Raw genomic sequence first — 18,693 nt, 5'->3', positions numbered from 1 at the left:
CCAGAGGTCAGGGGACTCAGCTTTCCAGCCAGACGTCCCGTGCCCAGTGCCACACCGATTCCCAGGTTTCTTCAGTAACCAGTTCTTCCTCACCGGACCACAGCACGACGGTGCCGTCTTCTTCGACGCAATAGTAGTCGTCGCCGTCCTGGCAGATAGGGATCAGGCTGCGATCAACACCGGCATCCCAGGCGTTGGCGGCAACGTCTGGCAGGTAAGTGTGGGACTGTGGGTCGGTGACGGTCACCGGCTCCAGGCTGCCGTAGACCACGTCACTGACGGTCAGCAAGAATTCACGGAAGACAAAGGGGATGTCGATGAACAGTTGTTCCTCGATTTCCACCAGCAGGTCTTCGTCAGGCAGCTCCAAAGGCACCGGGACCGGTTCGTTGGCTTCACGCAGTTGTTCGATGATTTCTTCCACGGCCGGGATCCTCTTGCTAGATGGCGCGGTTTATAGGGGCGTTTTATACAGTAGCTCGCTATAAGTGCAACCGTGAAATAGAAAACCCCGGACATGTCCGGGGTTTTTGTTACCGCTTGCTCAAACGAGCAGGTATTAGCCGTTCTGGCGGATACCGGCGACCAGCCATGGCTGGTCGTCGCCCTGGGCGCGTTCCATATTCCAGCTTTCGCTGAACACTTCGCCCTGGTCGAAGCGCGAGGACTTCGACACGCCGCTGAAGGTCAGGGTGGCGATAGTCTTGTCGGCACGATCATCCACGCCATCGAGCTGTACGCGCAGGTCGTCGATGTAGGTCGACTGGAAGGCGTCACCGATCTCGGCACGTTCGCGCTTGAGGAACTCCAGCAACTGCGGGGTCACGAACTCGGAGATCTTGTCCATTTCGTTGGCGTCCCAGTGCTGTTGCAGGGACTGGAAGTGGCTGCGGGCCGCTTCGACGAAACGCTCTTCGTTGAACCAAGCCGGTGCGTTGATCACCGGACGGGCGGCAGGGGCTGCCGAACCACCGAATATCGAACCCATGGCAGGCTTCTGTTCGAACGCTTCACGCTGCATCGGCGCGCCGGCTGGAGCCAGGTGCTCCTGCTGCTTGCGGCGACGGGCGGCGATAAAGCGGAAGACCAAAAAGGCGATGACGCCCATGATCAGGATGTCGAAGATCTGCATGCCCTGGAAGCCGTCGCCCATGAACATGGACGCAAGCAGGCCACCGGCGGCGATGCCGGCCAGTGGGCCCAGCCAACGCGAAGCACCGCCGGCCTTGGCAGCAGCGCCAGCGGCACCGGCTGCGCCTGCAGTAGCCGCAGCACCGCCGGCACCGGCGGATGGAGCCATTTGGCTGGTCTGGTGAGTCGGTGCCGCGCCCGAGCTTTTGCCGCCACCGAAGCGTTTGGCGTTGGCGTCGAGGCTCATCGTCAGGCCGATGCACAACGCCATGGCGATGCTAAGAAAACGTTTCATATAGGGAATTCCCATTTGTGGATTGCACGCGCGCCATGTTGCACAGGTGTCGTGGCAGAGGCTAGCGGCATAATGTTTCGGGCTTTTGCGTAAGACCAAATCCGAAGGGTCTGTAGGACCAATTACAGATATTGGCCCGCACGCCTCTAAAACAAGGCTGGGCCAATAATCTTCATGTTACGCAGTGTTTCATGATGGTGGGCTTATTGTGGCCAGAGATTGCTCCCGCTGGGCTGCGCAGCAGCCCCAAAAAACGGGCGCGCTGCGCACGCCAGCGGAAGCAATCTATGGTCACAGGTGATCAGCTCAGACCGCTTCGAGCTTGGCGTAACCCATCATCAGCCACTTGCTGCCCTCGGCGAAGTTCACCTGCACCCGCGCCTGGGCGCCTGCGCCTTCGAAGTTGAGGATCACGCCTTCGCCGAAGATCGCATGCTTGACCTGCTGGCCCAGGCTGAACGGGGTTTCCGGTATTTCGGAACCGGCAAACATGCTGCTGGAGTTCTGTTGCTGGCCACCGCCGAACGGGCGGCTGACGCTGTTGGACAAGCGTACTTCCTGGATCAGCCCCTTCGGCACCTCACGTACGAAGCGCGACACCTTGTTGTAGGTTTCGCTGCCGTACAGGCGTCGGGTCTCGGCGTAGGTCATCACCAGGTTCTGCATCGCCCGGGTGATGCCCACGTAGGCCAGGCGGCGTTCTTCTTCAAGGCGGCCGGGCTCTTCCAGGCTCATCTTGTGAGGGAACAGGCCTTCTTCCATGCCCACCAGGAACACATAAGGGAATTCCAGGCCTTTGGCGCTGTGCAAGGTCATCAGCTGGATACTGTCTTCATGCTCGTCGGCCTGGGTATCGCCGGCTTCCAGCGAGGCGTGGCCCAGGAAGGCGGCGAGCGGCGTCAGCTCTTCGTCGTCCTCGGTGTTTTCGAACGCGCGGGCGGCGCTGACCAGTTCCTCAAGGTTTTCTACCCGGGCCTGGCCTTTCTCGCCTTTTTCCGCTTCGTGATAGGCGATCAGCCCGGACTGCTCGATCACGGTCTGAGTCATCAGGTGCAGCGGCATCTCTGCGCACTTGGCGGCCAGGTTCTCGATCAGCTCGACAAACACCCCCAACGCCCCCGCCGCACGGCCAGTCAGGCCTTTGTTGGCGATCAGCAAGCGCATGGCTTCCCACATCGACACATCGGCATGGCGCGCATGGTCGCGGATCGCTTCGACGGTTTTCTCGCCAATGCCACGCGCCGGGATGTTGATCACCCGCTCCAGCGCTGCATCGTTACCCCGGCCTTCAAGCAAACGCAGGTAGGCCATGGCGTTCTTGATTTCGGCGCGCTCGAAGAAGCGCTGGCCGCCATAGATGCGGTACGGGATGCGTTCGCGCAGCAAGGCCTCTTCCAGCACCCGCGATTGGGCGTTGGAACGGTACAGAATCGCGATATCGCTGCGGGCCAGGCCGGTTTTCAGTGCGCTTTCGATGGTTTCGACCACGTAGCGCGCTTCATCGTGCTCATTGAACGCCGCGTACAGGTTGATCGCCTCGCCTTCGCCGCCGTCGGTCCACAGCTCTTTGCCCAGGCGCCCGGTGTTGTTGGCGATCAAGGCGTTGGCCGCCTTGAGGATCCCGGCGGTGGAGCGGTAATTCTGCTCCAGGCGGATGGTCACCGCGTCCGGGAAGTCTTCGGAATACTGGTAGATGTTCTCGATTTTCGCGCCACGCCAGCCGTAGATCGACTGGTCGTCATCGCCCACCACCATCAGGCTGTCACCGCCCTTGGCCAGTAGACGCAACCAGGCGTACTGCACGGCGTTGGTGTCCTGGAACTCGTCCACCAGGATATGGCGGAAGCGTTTCTGGTAATGGGCCAGCAAACCGGGGTTGTCGCGCCACAGGTCGAGGGCACGCAGCAGCAGTTCGGAGAAGTCGATGACGCCAGCGCGCACGCAGGCCGCTTCATAGGCCTCATAAATGCTGCGCATGGTGGCCAGGAACAGGTCGCCGCTGGCTTGGATATGTTGCGGGCGCAGGCCCTCGTCTTTCTGGCCGTTGATAAACCACTGTGCCTGGCGCGCCGGCCAGCGTTGTTCGTCCAGGCCCAGTTCGCGGATCACGCGCTTGACCAGGCGTTGCTGGTCGTCGCTGTCGAGAATCTGGAAGGTCTGGCTCAGGCCGGCTTCCTGCCAATGCGCCCGCAACAGGCGGTGCGCCAGGCCGTGGAAGGTGCCCACCCACATGCCCGCCGGGCTGATGCCCATCAACTGCTCGATGCGATGACGCATCTCGGCAGCGGCCTTGTTGGTGAAGGTCACCGACAGGATGGAATGCGGGGACGCGTTTTCGACCTGGATCAACCAGGCGATACGGTGCACCAGCACTCGGGTTTTACCGGAGCCAGCACCGGCCAGGACCAACTGACGGCCAACGGGGGCCGCTACGGCCTGGCGTTGGGCATCGTTGAGAGAGTTCAGCAAAAGAGAGAGATCATCGCGCATCGACGCATTCTATGGGCCTTGGGGGGCCTGGGCAAATCCCAATGCCGGATGGTCGATGCAAAACGCCTGCAAGCTATCGACGGGCGAACATTCTGACGGGGGTGATGACCGGTTGGTCATCGCCCGCAGCCCATGCCGTGTCTTGCTCAAGCGGTCTGGGCCAAAGGTTTGCGGCCTATCGCAGCAGGTTTTTTATGACTTGTAGCAGTTTGGCCCAGGCGCTTGCTTGTGTATGCTCCGTCGACGTTTCGGGCTCACCATTATAAGAACACCGCCTATGACCCTTAGCACCGACCTGTTTGGCCCCTCGCCGGCCCCGGCACAGGTCATCCGTAAACACTATGCAACCGAAATCGCGGTTGAGCGCACGCGCCTGCTCTATCAGGGCTCGTTGCTGCCGACGCTGCTGATGCTGGTCAACGGCCTGGTCTGCGCCTGGTTACTGTGGAACCCCAATCAGTACCTGCTGGACAGCGTCTGGCTGCTCTGGTTGCTCGCCCTGGTGGCGATGCGCGTGATTCAAGTGGCGGCCTTTGATTCGGCCATGCCCAGCCGGCAGGCCCAGCCCGTGTGGCGCCGTATGTTCATGCTCGGCTCGGCGGTCAGTGGCCTGACCCTCTCGGTTGCGGCTATTGCCCTGGTGCCCACGGACAGCTTCATGCATCAGGCTTGGGTGTTTGGCCTGATTGGCGCCGCCACCTTGTCGGCCAGCGTGGCCTATGCCGTGAGCTTTTGGGCCTACCTGTCGTTTGCCTTGCCGTGCCTGGTGCCGGCCATCGTCTACCTGTTCTGGAATGGCACACCGCAGCAACAAGGCTGGGGCGTGCTCGGGCTGATCCTGCTGGCGTCCCTGAGCCTGGTCGCGTGGCAGGTCAACCGCCTGATCCAGCGCGGGTTGTTGCGCCGTTTCCAGAACCAGGCCCTGATCGAGCATTTACAGCAGGCGCAGCAACGCAGTGAGCAGTTGAACCAGGACCTGGTGCGCGAAGTCGAGCAGCGCCGCGAGGTGGAGCAGAACTTGCGTGAAGCCCAGGTCGGTCTGCAAGATCGTGTGGCGCAACGCAGCCAGCAATTGGATGCTGCCAGCCTCGCCTTGAGTAAAAGCGAAGCGCGCCTGGCTATGGCCCTGCAAGCCAGTGAACTGGGCCTGTGGGACTGGAACCTGCAAACCGACGAGGTCCACCACACGCAACTCAAGGAGTTGTTTGGCCTGGAGCCCGAATACGTCACGGCGATGCTCAGCCACCTCAAACCGCGCCTGCACCCCGACGATCTGCCACTGCTCAAGCACGCACTGGTAGAGCATCTCAAAGGCCGCAGCGAGGACTATCAGGTGGAGTACCGGATACGTCATGGCGATGGGCATTGGGTGTGGATCGAAGACCGCGGGCGCGCCGTGGAGCGCACACCCAGTGGCCGCGTCGTCCGTATGCTGGGCACGCGCCGCGACATCAGCGCCGGCAAGGCGGTGGAGGAGCAGCAACGCCTGGCTTCGACGGTGTTCGAGGCGGCCAGCGAAGGCATTGTGATCCTCGACCCGAACTACGCGCTGATCGCCGTGAACCAGGCGTTCAGCCGCGTCACCGGTTTCGACATCGACGACATGCTTGGCCGCAACGTCGTGGAACTGCCCAGCAGTCGCGATGCGCGGCGCCACTTCCCGCTGATCCGCCAGGCATTGCTCAGCCACGGCACCTGGCAGGGCGAATTGGTGGAGACGCGCAAGAACGGCGAACTGTACCCGCAATGGCTACAGCTGAATGTGGTGCGTGATGTACGGGGGAACGTCAGTCATATCGTAGGATTCTTCGCCGATCTGTCCGCCCGGCGCGAGTCGGAAGAGCGCATGCGCTACCTCACCCACTACGACGAGTTGACCGGCCTGGCCAACCGCTCGCTGTTTCGCGAACGGCTGCGCGAAGCTCACCAGCGGGTGCGCCAAGGCGGTCGCAGCCTCGCGCTGCTGCATATCAACCTCGACCGCTTCAAATTGCTCAATGACAGCCTGGGCCATGAAGTGGCCGACCAACTGCTGCAGAAAATGGCGCGGCGCTTGATCAACGCGCTGCCGGAGGCCGACACCATTGCGCGCCTGTCCGGTGATGAGTTCGCCGTACTGTTTGACGCCTATGGCAACTTATCCAGCCTGGCGCGGGTGGCGACCCGGTTGCTGGCGAAGCTGCGCGTGCCGGTGAACGTGGAGGGCCATGAGCTGGTGGTAAGCGCCTCTATGGGCGTCAGCCTGCTGCCTGATAACGCACGGGAGATTTCTGCACTGGTCAGCCAGGCGAATATGGCGATGCAGCACGCCAAGCATTTGGGCGGGAATAATTTCCAGTTCTTCACCGACAGCCTGCAAGCCAGCACCCTGGAGCGTTTGCAGCTGGAAAACCACCTGCGCAAAGCCATCGACGAGCGTCAGCTCACGGTGTTTTACCAACCCAAGCTGTGCCTGGTCACTGGCAAGCTGAAGGCTGCCGAGGCGTTGGTCCGCTGGGAGCATCCGCAATGGGGCATGGTGCCGCCGAGTGACTTTATCGGTTTGGCGGAAGAAACCGGCTTGATCGTGCCGTTGGGCGAATTTGTGCTGCGCCAGGCCTGCTGGCAGGCCTGCGAATGGCAGCGTCAGGGGCTGGCGCCGATTCGCGTGTCGGTCAACCTGTCGGTGCATCAGCTGCGCCAGGGCAAGCTGGTCAGCCTGGTGCGCCAAGTGCTGGAGGAAACCGCACTGGACCCGCAGTACCTGGAGCTGGAACTGACCGAAAGCCAGTTGCTCGACAGCGTTGAACACATCATCGCCACCTTCCAGCAATTGCGCGACCTGGGGGTGAAGCTGGCCATCGACGACTTTGGCACCGGTTATTCGTCCCTCAGCTACCTCAAGCGTATCCCGGTGGACTACGTAAAAATCGACCAGGCCTTTATCCGGGGGCTTGGCCAGGGGCGCGAGGATGCGGCCATCACCCGTGCGATCATCGCCATGGCCCACGGGTTGGCGCTCAAGGTAGTGGCCGAAGGAGTGGAGGATCAGCAGCAGCTGGATTTCCTGCGCGGTGAGCAGTGTGACGAGGTACAGGGTTACCTGATCAGCCCGCCCATGAGGGCCGAAGGGCTGGCGGATTTGTTACGCAAAAACGCAGATTTTTCTTAACGCAGCGTAGGCCGCCTTTATGGCTACATAGCGGCTGCCCGCTGAATCAGAGGGGAGCAGGGCGATTTAGTGATGCATCGAACGGGCAAAACGACAATTCTTGTAGTATAACTACAAGCTTGCTACATCCCTGGCGCCTGCCAATAACAAGAGTCCTGCCCTTTGAACCTGTTGCAACATATCGCCCAGTCGCGCCACCTGTTACGCAAATCGGAACTCAAGGTTGCCGATCATGTGCTGCTTGACCCTGCGGCTGTGATGCACAGTTCCATGGCCGACCTGGCCCACAGCGTGGGCATCAGCGAGCCGACCATCGTGCGCTTCTGCCGCGCCATTGGTTGCTCCGGCTTTCAGGACCTCAAGCTCAAGCTGGCGCAAAGCCTGGCTGCCGGTGCGAGCTTCGGCCAGTTTGCAATCCATGAAGACGACTCCGTCGCCGACTACAGCCTGAAAATCTTCGACACCACCTTGCACACCTTGATGGAAGTGCGTGAGAAGCTCGACCCGGTGGAGCTGCAAAAGGCCGTGACCGCAATGTCCCAGGCCCAGCGCGTCGAGTTCTACGGCTTCGGTGCGTCCGGCGCGGTGGCGGCCGATGCCCAGCACAAGTTCTTCCGCCTGCTGCTGACCGCCGCGGCCTACAGCGACCCGCACATGCAGGCGATGTCGGCGGTGACCTTGAAGCCCACTGACGTGGCCATCTGCATTTCCCAATCAGGTCGTTCCAAAGACCTGCTGATCACCGCCAACCTGGTGCGTGAGAGCGGCGCGTCGTTGATTACCCTGTGCCCGAGCCAGACGCCATTGGCGGAGTTGTCCACGGTGAACCTGGCGATCGACGTGCATGAAGACACCGAAATCTACACGCCGCTGACCTCGCGCATTGCCCACCTGGTGGTCATCGACGTGTTGGCGATGGGCGTGGCCATGGCCCGTGGCCCGAGCCTGGTCAACCACCTCAAGAGCGTGAAGCGCAGCTTGCGCAGCCTTCGCCTCTCGCCAAAATCCGTCAAAGCCCTCGACGACTAAGCCCAGGCCATACTCGGTCAAAGTGTGGGAGCTGGCTTGCTGTGGCGAGGGAGCTTGCTCCCGCTGACTGCGCAGCAGTCTCCGGCTTTTTGGGGGCGCTTCGCACCCCAGCGCAAGCAAGCTTGCTCGCCACAGCGAACCAGCTCCCACAGGGAGTTTGCGTCAATTTCGCAAGATTCATCATCCTGTAATCCCCGCGCCGCCAAACCGTCATCCCCCAAGCCCATCCTGTACTCCCCGTACTCGCATTGGGAGACTCCAAATGACCCGGCCCTACGAAGACAGCAACAGCACCGTCAAGACCCGTCGTCAGCAGGAAGACCAGCGCCGCATGGCGTTCCGTCGCGCCATCGAAGACCGTTGCGAGGAGCGCCAGTTGCTCCAGAGCATCAGTGACTACCCGGAACTGCATTGGCAGGCACCCGTGGCTGCCCAGCGAAACGCTCAGCCAGCGCGCTGATCTGCACCCGTTCGCTGCGAATAAAGCCCAGGAACGCATGGGCCACCGGTGACAGGCGTTTAGCTTTGGCCTGTACCAGGCACCAACTGCGGTACAGCGGCAGTTCTTCCACCGGCAGCTCCTTGAGCCCGCCGGTGGCCAGCTCCAGGTTCAAGGCGTGGCGCGTCAGCAATGCCACGCCCAACCCTGCACTCACACATTCACGCTGCGCCTCGGCCGAGGCCACTTCCACCGTCTGGGTGAAGTGCACGCGTTTTTCCTTGAAGTATTCCTCGCAGGCCAGTCGCGTGCCAGAGCCCGGCTCGCGGATGAGCAGGGTATAAGGCTCCAGGTCCTGCAAGCGCAGTGGCCCTTGCAGGCTCAACGGATGATCTGGCAGCGCCACGGCGACAATCGGATTGTTGAGAAACGGCAGGAATTCCAGGCCCATGTCCTGGGGCACCATGGACATGATCACCAGGTCGTCGCGGTTGTCCGAGAGTCGGCGGATCACCTGGGCACGGTTGACCACCGTGAGCTGCAATTGCACTTCCGGATGCTGGCGCTTGAAGGCGGCGAACAGGTGCGGCACGAAATACTTGGCGCTGGACTCCACCGCCAGTTTCAGTTGGCCTTGCAGTGAACCCTGCATGTCCGACAGCTGCATATCGAGGTTTTCCAGGCGCCCGAAGATGTCGCGGCTGGCCCGTTGCAAAGCTTCGGCGGCCTCGGTCATGTAGAGTTTTTTGCCGACATAGTCGAACAGCGGTTGGCCGATCAGTTCTTCCAGCTGGCGAATTTGCAGGCTGACCGCCGGTTGGGTGAGGGACATTTCCTCGGCAGCACGGCTGTAGGAACGCAAATCACACACTTCATTGAAGATCTGCAATTGACGCAATGTCATACGCATCAATGACTTACGCATTTTATAAAGCCTCGGCCCCTTGGTGTTCCGGCCAACTATAAGTCTTTACTTATACACAACCCAATAATTATTGATTTTTGTTAATTCTCCTGTGCGCATAGTGTGTGTCTCGCGACTGTCATGAAACATTTGGTCACGCGCCGGCCCGGCTGCAACGGGTCGAAGCACGCAAATCGGCTCAAGGGAATTTCCAAGTGATAAAAAAGATCCTGATCGCCAACCGTGGTGAAATTGCCGTACGAATCGTGCGTGCCTGCGCCGAGATGGGCATTCGCTCGGTCGCGGTTTATTCGGACGCCGACCGCCATGCGTTGCACGTCAAGCGTGCCGACGAAGCCCACAGCATCGGTGCCGAGCCACTGGCCGGTTACTTGAACCCGCGCAAGCTGGTGAACCTGGCGGTGGAAACCGGCTGCGATGCGCTGCACCCCGGCTACGGCTTCCTGTCGGAAAACGCCGAATTGGCAGATATCTGTGCCGAGCGCGGCATCAAGTTCATCGGCCCCTCGGCAGAAGTGATTCGCCGCATGGGCGACAAGACCGAAGCGCGCCGCAGCATGATCAAGGCCGGTGTGCCGGTCACGCCGGGCACCGAAGGCAACGTTGCCGACATCCACGAAGCCCTCACTGAAGGCGACCGTATCGGTTACCCGGTGATGCTCAAGGCCACCTCCGGTGGTGGCGGCCGTGGCATTCGTCGTTGCAACAGTCGCGAAGAACTTGAACAAGCCTTTCCCCGCGTGATTTCCGAAGCCACCAAGGCCTTCGGTTCGGCGGAAGTGTTCTTGGAAAAATGCATCGTCAATCCCAAGCACATCGAGGCGCAGATCCTCGGCGACAGCTTTGGCAACGTGGTGCACCTGTTCGAGCGTGACTGCTCGATCCAGCGTCGCAACCAGAAGCTGATCGAAATCGCCCCCAGCCCGCAACTGACCCCGGAACAGCGCGCCTACATCGGCGATCTGTCGGTGCGCGCCGCCAAGGCCGTGGGCTACGAGAACGCCGGCACCGTGGAGTTCCTGCTCGCCGAGGGCGAGGTGTACTTCATGGAGATGAACACGCGGGTGCAGGTGGAACACACCATCACCGAAGAAATCACCGGCATCGATATCGTTCGCGAGCAAATCCGCATCGCCTCCGGCCTGCCGTTGTCGGTCAAGCAGGAAGATATCCAGCACCGTGGTTTCGCGTTGCAGTTTCGTATCAACGCTGAAGACCCGAAGAACAACTTCCTCCCAAGCTTCGGCAAGATCACCCGTTACTACGCCCCTGGCGGCCCCGGCGTGCGTACCGACACGGCGATCTACACCGGCTACACCATCCCGCCGTTCTATGACTCCATGTGCCTGAAACTGGTGGTGTGGGCGTTGACCTGGGAAGAAGCCATGGACCGCGGCCTGCGTGCCCTGGACGACATGCGCCTGCAAGGCGTGAAGACCACTGCCGCCTATTATCAGGAAATCCTGCGCAACCCGGAATTCCGTAGCGGCCAGTTCAATACAAGCTTTGTGGAAAGCCACCCTGAGCTGACCAACTACTCGATCAAGCGCAAACCCGAAGAGCTGGCCCTGGCCATCGCCGCCGCCATCGCCGCCCACGCAGGCCTGTGAGGAATATAACAATGAGCAAGAAGATCTTCGTAACCGACACCATCCTGCGCGACGCCCACCAATCGTTGCTGGCCACCCGCATGCGCACCGACGACATGCTGCCGATCTGCGACAAGCTCGACAAAGTTGGCTACTGGTCCCTGGAAGTCTGGGGCGGCGCGACCTTCGACGCCTGTGTGCGCTTCCTCAAGGAGGACCCGTGGGAGCGCCTGCGCCAACTGCGTGCCGCACTGCCCAATACGCGCCTGCAAATGCTGCTGCGCGGCCAGAACCTGCTGGGCTACCGCCATTACAGCGACGACGTGGTCAAAGCCTTCGTGGCCAAGGCGGCGGTCAACGGTATCGACGTGTTCCGCATTTTCGATGCAATGAACGACGTGCGTAACCTGCGCGTGGCCATTGAAGCGGTGAAAGCCGCTGGCAAACATGCACAAGGCACTATCGCCTACACCACCAGCCCAGTGCATACCGTGGAAGCGTTCGTGGCCCAGGCCAAGCAATTGGAAGCCATGGGCTGCGACTCCATCGCGATCAAGGACATGGCCGGCCTGCTCACGCCCTACGCCACTGGCGAACTGGTCAAGGCACTCAAAGCCGAGCAGAACCTGCCGATCTTTATCCATTCACACGACACCGCCGGCCTGGCCGCGATGTGCCAACTCAAGGCCATCGAAAACGGTGCCGACCACATCGATACGGCCATCTCCAGCTTTGCCTGGGGCACCAGCCATCCGGGCACCGAGTCGATGGTCGCAGCCCTTAAAGGCAGCGAGTTCGACACCGGCCTCGACCTGGAACTGCTGCAAGAGATCGGCCTGTACTTCTACGCCGTGCGCAAGAAGTACCACCAGTTCGAGAGCGAATTCACCGCCGTCGACACCCGTGTGCAAGTCAACCAGGTGCCGGGCGGGATGATCTCCAACCTGGCCAACCAGCTCAAAGAGCAGGGCGCTCTGAACCGCATGAGCGAAGTGCTGGCCGAGATTCCACGAGTGCGTGAAGACCTCGGCTTCCCGCCACTGGTAACGCCGACCTCGCAGATCGTTGGCACCCAGGCGTTCTTCAACGTATTGGCCGGCGAGCGCTACAAAACCATCACCAACGAAGTGAAGCTCTACCTGCAAGGCGGTTACGGCAAGGCGCCGGGCACGGTGAACGAAAAACTGCGCCGCCAGGCCATCGGCAGCGAAGACGTGATCGACGTGCGCCCGGCGGATTTGCTCAAGCCGGAAATGACCAAGCTGCGCGGCGAAATCGGCGCATTGGCCAAGTCCGAAGAAGACGTGCTGACCTACGCCATGTTCCCGGACATCGGGCGCAAGTTCCTCGAAGAACGCGACGCCGGCACCCTGGCCCCTGAAGTGTTGTTGCCGATCCCGGAAACGGGCGGCGTGGCCCGTGCTGGCGGTGAAGGTGTACCGACCGAATTCGTTATCGACGTGCACGGCGAAAGCTACCGTGTGGATATCACCGGTGTCGGTGTAAAGGCCGAAGGCAAGCGTCACTTCTACCTGTCCATCGACGGCATGCCGGAAGAAGTGGTGTTCGAGCCGCTAAACGAATTTGTCAGCAGCGGCGGCAGCAAGCGCAAGCACGCGACCGAACCGGGCCATGTCAGCACGGCGATGCCGGGCAATATCGTCGATGTGCTGGTCAAGGTCGGCGACGTGGTCAAGGCCGGCCAGGCCGTGTTGATTACCGAAGCCATGAAGATGGAGACCGAAGTGCAGGCAGCGATTGCCGGCAAGGTCGCCGCTGTTCATGTGGCCAAGGGCGACCGGGTGAACCCTGGGGAAATCCTGATCGAGATCGAAGGCTGATTACTCAGCCTTCCAACTACCGCTTTAACCTCGGGGGGGCATGTGCCCCCTTTTTTTTGCTGATTTTTTGACCATCAGGCGGTGATTGCCGGGCTCTCCTTGCGTTTGAATTCGACAAAAATGCCCTTCGGGGTGTAGATCAATTCAGGTTCCAGGGTGGTCAGGTTACTGCTGATGGCGCCGAACCTCCCATCAATGGTGGTCGCTTTGGCGATGGGTAGCTGGCGCTTGAGCAACTCGTCGCTCTCTGGCTGTACGTCAAGGTGCAGGGTGGGGTTCCCCAACGTTAATGTGTTGCCGACGTTCAGCACGGAGTGCTGTTGATCCACGCCGATTTTGAAATTCACGCTCGATCCTGGTTTCAGATTCAGATCGTTGGTGATCCTTGTCCGCGCCGTAATCGCGGGGTCGAGCAGCAGGGTGCCGGCTACGTTAAGATTGTCGACGTTACCGCCGGAATAGCTCGCGCCCGGCTCGATATCCATTGTGCCCTTGATCCCACTACGGTTGATCAACGTCGCGTCGCTGTACACCTTGCCTTGTCGGTTGGCGTGCAGTGCACCGGTCAGCTCCCAGGAGCCTTTGCCGACCCACAGATGCTGCATTCTTGTCGCCCCTTCAAAAGTCCCTCCTTCAGCGTCGTCGAGAATCACCTGATTGGTGCCACTGCCCCCATCCACTTCGCCGTTGAAACGGCTGCCTTTCTTGATAATCAACAGATCGTCACCGCCTCCCATGTCGAGGGCTACGCCGTTGCCGCCGGTGATAACGCCCTGATTGGTCACTTCATCGGCTTTATTTCCGTCCAGCTTCACACCCGTGCCTGTTGCACCGGTGATGACCCCTCGGTTATCCAGCCAGACGGAGGTGAGCCCGGAGCTGACCAAGCCATGAACAGGCGCCTTGATCTGTACATCCGGGCTGTTGACGATTTCAACGGCTGTCATGAGGTGGGGGTTAGCCAGATTGGCGTCGCTTTGGGTCAGTTTGGCCAAGTGGTCGATATTCATACCGTGACTGCTCGCTGAGCCTGGGGTAGTCATGAGTTTGATGGTATGGGTATTGAGCAAGCCATTGGACGGTTGGCTATGGGCAGTCTTGAGCTCGCCAGACAACGCTGGCGGGTGTGCAGGTGGCTCTGCTGGTGTGGCCGGGGTGACGGCAGCGGCGAGGGACTGGGTGCCATGGGCAAACAGCATGCCCATGGAAGGGATATACGAGAATGGCGAGATCATGGTTTCCGGCCTCTTCGGTGTAGGAGGCCGGAGTGTAGCGAGCACAATCACCGGCTTAATGTCAGGCGTTGTAACCGGCTTGAGCGTGAAGTTTCCTCAGTTGCTGTCTTAAAACCCCATCTTCCATTCGCCTACCAGCCCATGGTTACGGCTGTTACTGCCGACCTCAGCGGTGTACGCGACGCTCAGTGCCTGATGAGCAGAAAGGCCTATGTCCAACCCCGTGCGCAGGGCCAGGCTGTCGCGGTTCAGCGAGACGCCATCGACGGTGAAATCACTCTTTTCTCCGGTCAGGTCAATCAGTCGGGAAGATTGCTTCACGCTGCTTTGCACGTCGCCGTAGAGGTGCTTCCAGTGGGTGCTCAAATGCGGGGACAGGCTCATGTTGTTATCAAAACGATAAAGGCTGCCCAAGCGAAGCCCCAGGGTGCTGCTGAGGTTTTGCTGGGTTTGCGCACCGACATTCAACGCCGCAAAGCCGCCTTTTTCCTTGAAGCCTTCACGATGGTAGCGCTGGTACCCCAAGCCTGCGAACGGCTCGACGCTTAACGTATCCTTGCCCAGCTGGTAGCCCATTTCGCCAAACACGGTTTGGCTTTGGGCCGTGTATTTGCCTTTGAGTTGCTCGCGATAACCCAAGAAGTCGATATCGACACCGCGTTTGTTTTGCCCGTCATGGTTGCTGTAGATGGCACCCAGGCGCAGAGCCAGCGGGCCGTCCTGGCGTACGGCGTATGCGCCCAGATGCCAGCTGTCGAGCGCTGCTTTGAAACGCTTGTGCTCAAACTCGCTTTCGGATTTGCCTCCCACCACACCGGCACGCCAAGCGTGATCGACTGCCCAGTCGGCGCCCAGAACAACGCCCTTGGTGCTTTGCTGCAACCCGACGCTGCCATATTGGCCGTCAAGTTTGCCGTTGTGGCTGAGGCCTTTTACCCAGATGCGGCCATCGGCATCGTCTGCGACGTTTGCTGGCAGGTCGCGCAGGACCGAGAGCAGCGTGTCGCTGACCTGTTGCGTGCTCATTTGGGTGGCTGCGGCAAGGTTGGCGTTCTGGCTGCCCGCGAGTTGTTCGAGGGCCTGAGCGACCTTCCCCGGTGCGAGGTTATTGAGGTATTCGCCGATATTGCCCAGTTCGTACCTGTCCCAGGGGGTGAGTTTGTCTGATTCAAGTAGCGATTTGACCGCCGCGTCAACGGCCAGGGCCAGGCGCTGGCCGTTGCGAGTGTTTGTGTGTTCGGCCAGGTAAAAATCGACGGGGGCGTCTGTCGAAAGGCGATGCAAGACGCCGTCACGATTGATTGACCCGGTCAGTTCTGTGATCCCGGACCGATCGAACACGTGTTCCACGCTTCCCTGCGCTTGGGCAAATTGAATGCTGCTGGCGGCCAGCCCGAAGGACATGACGAGCACGAGTCGCTGTAAGGTGAATGGCATGCAGTCCCAACCTCTTGATTAATGAGGCCGGGAATTTAGGCGAGGTGAGGGGGGGATAACTGTCAGGCCATCGACCCCTGATTTGCGGGAGTTGTCTCTAGTACGGTGCGATTAAAAACTCATCTGCCATTGGCCGGTCAGTGCATGGTTGCGGCTGTTGCCGCCCACTTCGCCTGTATAGCCCAGGCCCAGGCGATGGCGGGCGGATAAGCCCAGGTCCAGGCCCGCTTCCAGCAACAGGCTGTCCCGATCCAGGGCGCTGCCTTGCACATTGAACGCCGTGCCCCCCGCCAGGAAAGCCTGGCCGGTGGTGCTGTCGACATCGCCATAGGTGTGCTTCCAGCCAACGCTGGCGCGGGGTGTGAGGCTGACGCCGTTGTCCAGCTGGCTCAGGTGCGCCAGGCGCAGGCCGAAGGTGCTGCTGAAGTTGTCCTGGGTCTGGCCCTTGACGTGTAACGCAGCGGCGCCTCCTTTTTCTTTATAACCGTCGCGCTGGTAGCGCTGGTAGCCGAGGTTGGCGAACGGCTCTGCGCTCAAGCGACCTGTGCCAAGGGCGTAGCCCAGTTCAGCAAAAGCCTGCTGGCTGTTGGCGTCATAGTCGCCTTTGGGGCGGTCGTTAAAACCGTTGAAGGCCACCGTGCGTTTACTGTCGCCTTGGTGCCCGCTGTAGGCAGCACCCAGGCGCAAGGCCAGTGGGCCACTCTGGCGCAGGGCATAGACGCCGGCGTGCCAGCTGTCGACGCTGCCGTCCACACCGGCGGTGTCCAGGTCGGTCTTGGAATAACCCCCCAGCACACCCAGGCGCCAGTCGCCGTCCAGCGCCCAATCGGCACCGAGCACTGTGCCCTTGGTGCGTTGGGTCAAACCGTTACTGCCGTGCTCGCCGTCGAGCTTGCCGTAGCTGCCGATACCTTGCAGCCACAGGCGGCCGCGGGCGTTCGGGTCATTGAGGTTGCGCACCTCGGCGGGTACGCCGGTGGCCGCCAGTGCGGGTGTGTCTTTGCCGTCCAGCCCCACCAGCAGTCCCGCACCGCCGCCCACCTGGTGCATGGCGGTGAGCATGCTGTTGCCCACTTGAGCACTGGCATTGAGGGTGGCGCTGGTGAGGCTCGCAGTGCTGCTACCCGCCAGTTGTTCGATGGCTGCACCGGCCGTGGCGGTGGTGGTATTGAGCAGGGCGTTGTACAGCGGATTGTTCGTGCCCAGGCCCGCCAGGCTGCTGGCGGCGCTGGCACCGTTGGCGGTTCTGGCGAACTGGTTGAAGGCGATGTCGTTACGTGTGTACGTGAGGCCGACCTGAGTGGCGCTGTAGTCCAGGGTTGGGGTCAGGAAGGCGTAGTCGCTGGTAACCTTGCCAAACGTGCCGTTGATGCTACCGGCTTGCAGCACGCTGTAATGGCTTTGCCACGGGTAGGTGCCTTCGCCGGGGTTGACCGCCAGGGTCGCGCCATTAAGGTAAGCGGTGCCGCCGACCTTGATCGGTGCGCTACTGCCGTCGGCGTTGACGCCATAGGCGAGGGTCGAGCCGCTGCCCATGCGCAAGTCACGGCTGATGCTGGCGGTACCCAATGCGGTGTTGGTCTGCAGGGTGCCGTTCATCAGCAGGCTGCCCACCGAGCCGCCGCCGGCATACACACCGCCTGCATCGACCGTCACATTACCGGCAATGCCGCCTTGGTTGACCAGCTTGGCACCGCTGGAAATCTCGCCGCCGTCGCTGAAATCACCCTGGCCGGTCAACGTCCAGATGCCTTGCTTGACCTCCAGCCATTCAAGGTTGCGGCTGTCGCCAAAACTGCCCCCTGCGACGTCGTCCAGGGTCAGTCGGTCGTAACCGCTGCCGCCGTCCACTGTGCCGATAAAGCGGCTGCCATTGCGCAAGATCACGTGGTCGTCACCGCCGCCCAAGTCCAGGGCCAGGCCATTGCTGGCACTGATCGTGCCGCTATTGATGACTGTGTCGGCGTAATTGCCGACGAACTTCACACCAAAGCCATCCAGGCCTTGAATCGTGCCGTGGTTCTCCAGGGTGGTAGTCGCAAGCCCGGGCCCGTCGCTGCCGTCGTCCACCAGGATGGCATTGTTGGCACCACTGATCAGCGCGCCCTTGGCGTTGTAGATAGCGCCGCCGCCCAGGGCGATCCCGTCGCTGCCGTTGGCAAAGCCGTTCTTGTCGACACCCCCGGCGCCGACACCCTGGATGACGCCGTAGTTTTCGATATGGGCGATCTTGTCGATGTCCACGCCGTCACCGTCGCCATCCGGTTGCAGCCCGGAGAACGCGCCGGTGATGGTGCCGTGGTTGATCACAGTGCCGTCGCCATCGGAACCAAAGCCCGAGCCGTTGCGGCCGATCACCGTGCCGTAGTTGGTCAGCGTGGCGCCCTCGTCCGTGGTGATGCCATGGCGGCCACCGGAAATCAGGCCGTAATTGGTGACCGTTACGCCGCTGGCGGAGTCGATGTCCACGCCATCGAACTTGTCATCGCGGGAGAAGGTGTTGCCGGTGGAAATCTCGCCGTAGTTAGTGATAGTGGCGTTGGCGCCGGTCTTCATGCCGTCGCTGGCCTCCCCGCGAATCAAGCCACCGGCACGGTTGATGATGGTGGTGGTGACGTTGCTGCTGCGCAGCGCATCCAGGTCCAGCCCTTGGCCGGTGGCCGAGCGAATGGTGCCGCTGTTGTCGATCAGCACGCTGCCGCTGGCAACGTTACTGTTGATGCGCAACGCATCATTGGCGCCTTGGATCACCCCGCCGGCAAGGTTGTAAATGCCGTACCTGCGCTCCCCGCTGACACTTCCTGAACTGTCGATACCCCGACCGCCACTGGAGACCAGCTTGCCCGCGTTAGTCACCACCACCCCCGCACCGCGGGTGCCGTCCTTGAGCGTCACCGCCACCCCAGAGGTTGTAATGCTGCCAGGCGCCGACGTGGTCAACGTATCACTGTCCCCCAAGGTTTGCCCCTGGGTGGTAGGCGTGTCGATCTGCAGGGTTTTGGCTGCGGCTGCTTCGATGAAACCACCGCTGGCCAACAGGGTGATGGCGAGCGCGAGGCGTTGAGGAGACGGGGGCATGCTGGGCGACCTTGTTATGGCAAGCGAGTCGACCTGTATAGCGGAGGGGAGTT

12 protein-coding genes are annotated in these 18,693 nt (G+C 61.1%); 5 read left to right on the top strand and 7 right to left on the bottom strand.

What is annotated here, in order from left to right:
- Nucleotides 1-16: 16 nt before the first annotated feature.
- From AC1RAC_RS09970 to uvrD, 3 genes are all read right to left on the bottom strand, one after another.
- Entirely contained in the window at nt 17-424 is a 408-nt protein-coding gene (locus tag AC1RAC_RS09970; protein ID WP_034129154.1) for an SMI1/KNR4 family protein, read from the bottom strand.
- 135 nt (nt 425-559) lie between these two features.
- Nucleotides 560-1,426 carry a Tim44 domain-containing protein gene (locus AC1RAC_RS09965; protein ID WP_003195740.1) on the bottom strand — a complete coding sequence of 289 codons (867 nt, stop codon included), beginning with the start codon at nt 1,424-1,426 and terminating at the stop codon, nt 560-562.
- A gap of 306 nt (nt 1,427-1,732) precedes the next feature.
- Nucleotides 1,733-3,916 carry a DNA helicase II gene (gene uvrD, locus AC1RAC_RS09960; RefSeq protein WP_014720554.1) on the bottom strand — a complete coding sequence of 728 codons (2,184 nt, stop codon included), beginning with the start codon at nt 3,914-3,916 and terminating at the stop codon, nt 1,733-1,735.
- 277 nt (nt 3,917-4,193) lie between these two features.
- Here uvrD and AC1RAC_RS09955 point away from each other — a divergent pair, with 277 nt between their 5' ends.
- The 3 genes from AC1RAC_RS09955 (at nt 4,194) to AC1RAC_RS09945 (ending at nt 8,556) form a co-directional block, all read left to right on the top strand.
- Nucleotides 4,194-7,067, top strand: coding sequence for a putative bifunctional diguanylate cyclase/phosphodiesterase (locus tag AC1RAC_RS09955; protein WP_054896080.1), 2,874 nt, complete (start codon nt 4,194-4,196; stop codon nt 7,065-7,067).
- A gap of 162 nt (nt 7,068-7,229) precedes the next feature.
- Nucleotides 7,230-8,096 carry a transcriptional regulator HexR gene (hexR, locus tag AC1RAC_RS09950; RefSeq protein ID WP_003177007.1) on the top strand — a complete coding sequence of 289 codons (867 nt, stop codon included), beginning with the start codon at nt 7,230-7,232 and terminating at the stop codon, nt 8,094-8,096.
- A gap of 262 nt (nt 8,097-8,358) precedes the next feature.
- Nucleotides 8,359-8,556 carry a PA3496 family putative envelope integrity protein gene (locus AC1RAC_RS09945; protein ID WP_073526287.1) on the top strand — a complete coding sequence of 66 codons (198 nt, stop codon included), beginning with the start codon at nt 8,359-8,361 and terminating at the stop codon, nt 8,554-8,556.
- Here the strand turns inward: AC1RAC_RS09945 and AC1RAC_RS09940 are convergent.
- Nucleotides 8,486-9,460, bottom strand: a complete 975-nt coding sequence (locus tag AC1RAC_RS09940; RefSeq protein WP_034129151.1) for a LysR family transcriptional regulator — start codon at nt 9,458-9,460, stop codon at nt 8,486-8,488. The genes AC1RAC_RS09945 and AC1RAC_RS09940 overlap by 71 nt on opposite strands.
- 194 nt (nt 9,461-9,654) lie before the next feature.
- Between AC1RAC_RS09940 and AC1RAC_RS09935 the strand changes: the two genes are divergently transcribed.
- The gene (locus AC1RAC_RS09935; RefSeq protein WP_003195732.1) at nt 9,655-11,070 is read left to right on the top strand and encodes an acetyl-CoA carboxylase biotin carboxylase subunit; all 1,416 of its coding nucleotides are present in this window, start codon (nt 9,655-9,657) and stop codon (nt 11,068-11,070) included.
- A gap of 11 nt (nt 11,071-11,081) precedes the next feature.
- Complete coding sequence (gene oadA / locus AC1RAC_RS09930) at nt 11,082-12,890, top strand: sodium-extruding oxaloacetate decarboxylase subunit alpha (RefSeq protein WP_197900103.1); 1,809 nt, start codon at nt 11,082-11,084, stop codon at nt 12,888-12,890.
- Nucleotides 12,891-12,964: 74 nt separating this feature from the next.
- Here the strand turns inward: oadA and AC1RAC_RS09925 are convergent, their stop codons facing one another.
- The 3 genes from AC1RAC_RS09925 to AC1RAC_RS09915 form a co-directional block, all read right to left on the bottom strand.
- Complete coding sequence (locus AC1RAC_RS09925; protein WP_294188525.1) at nt 12,965-14,125, bottom strand: hypothetical protein; 1,161 nt, start codon at nt 14,123-14,125, stop codon at nt 12,965-12,967.
- Nucleotides 14,126-14,233: 108 nt separating this feature from the next.
- Nucleotides 14,234-15,529, bottom strand: coding sequence for an autotransporter outer membrane beta-barrel domain-containing protein (locus AC1RAC_RS09920; protein WP_232241578.1), 1,296 nt, complete (start codon nt 15,527-15,529; stop codon nt 14,234-14,236).
- A gap of 144 nt (nt 15,530-15,673) precedes the next feature.
- Complete coding sequence (locus tag AC1RAC_RS09915) at nt 15,674-18,640, bottom strand: autotransporter outer membrane beta-barrel domain-containing protein (RefSeq protein ID WP_314547430.1); 2,967 nt, start codon at nt 18,638-18,640, stop codon at nt 15,674-15,676.
- Between the last annotated feature and the right edge of the window lie 53 nt (nt 18,641-18,693).

Source organism: Pseudomonas sp. GW823-FHT02F05 (assembly GCF_058797315.1).
The sequence above is the reverse complement of the archived record's forward strand: the minus strand, read 5'-3'. Positions and strand labels throughout refer to the sequence as shown.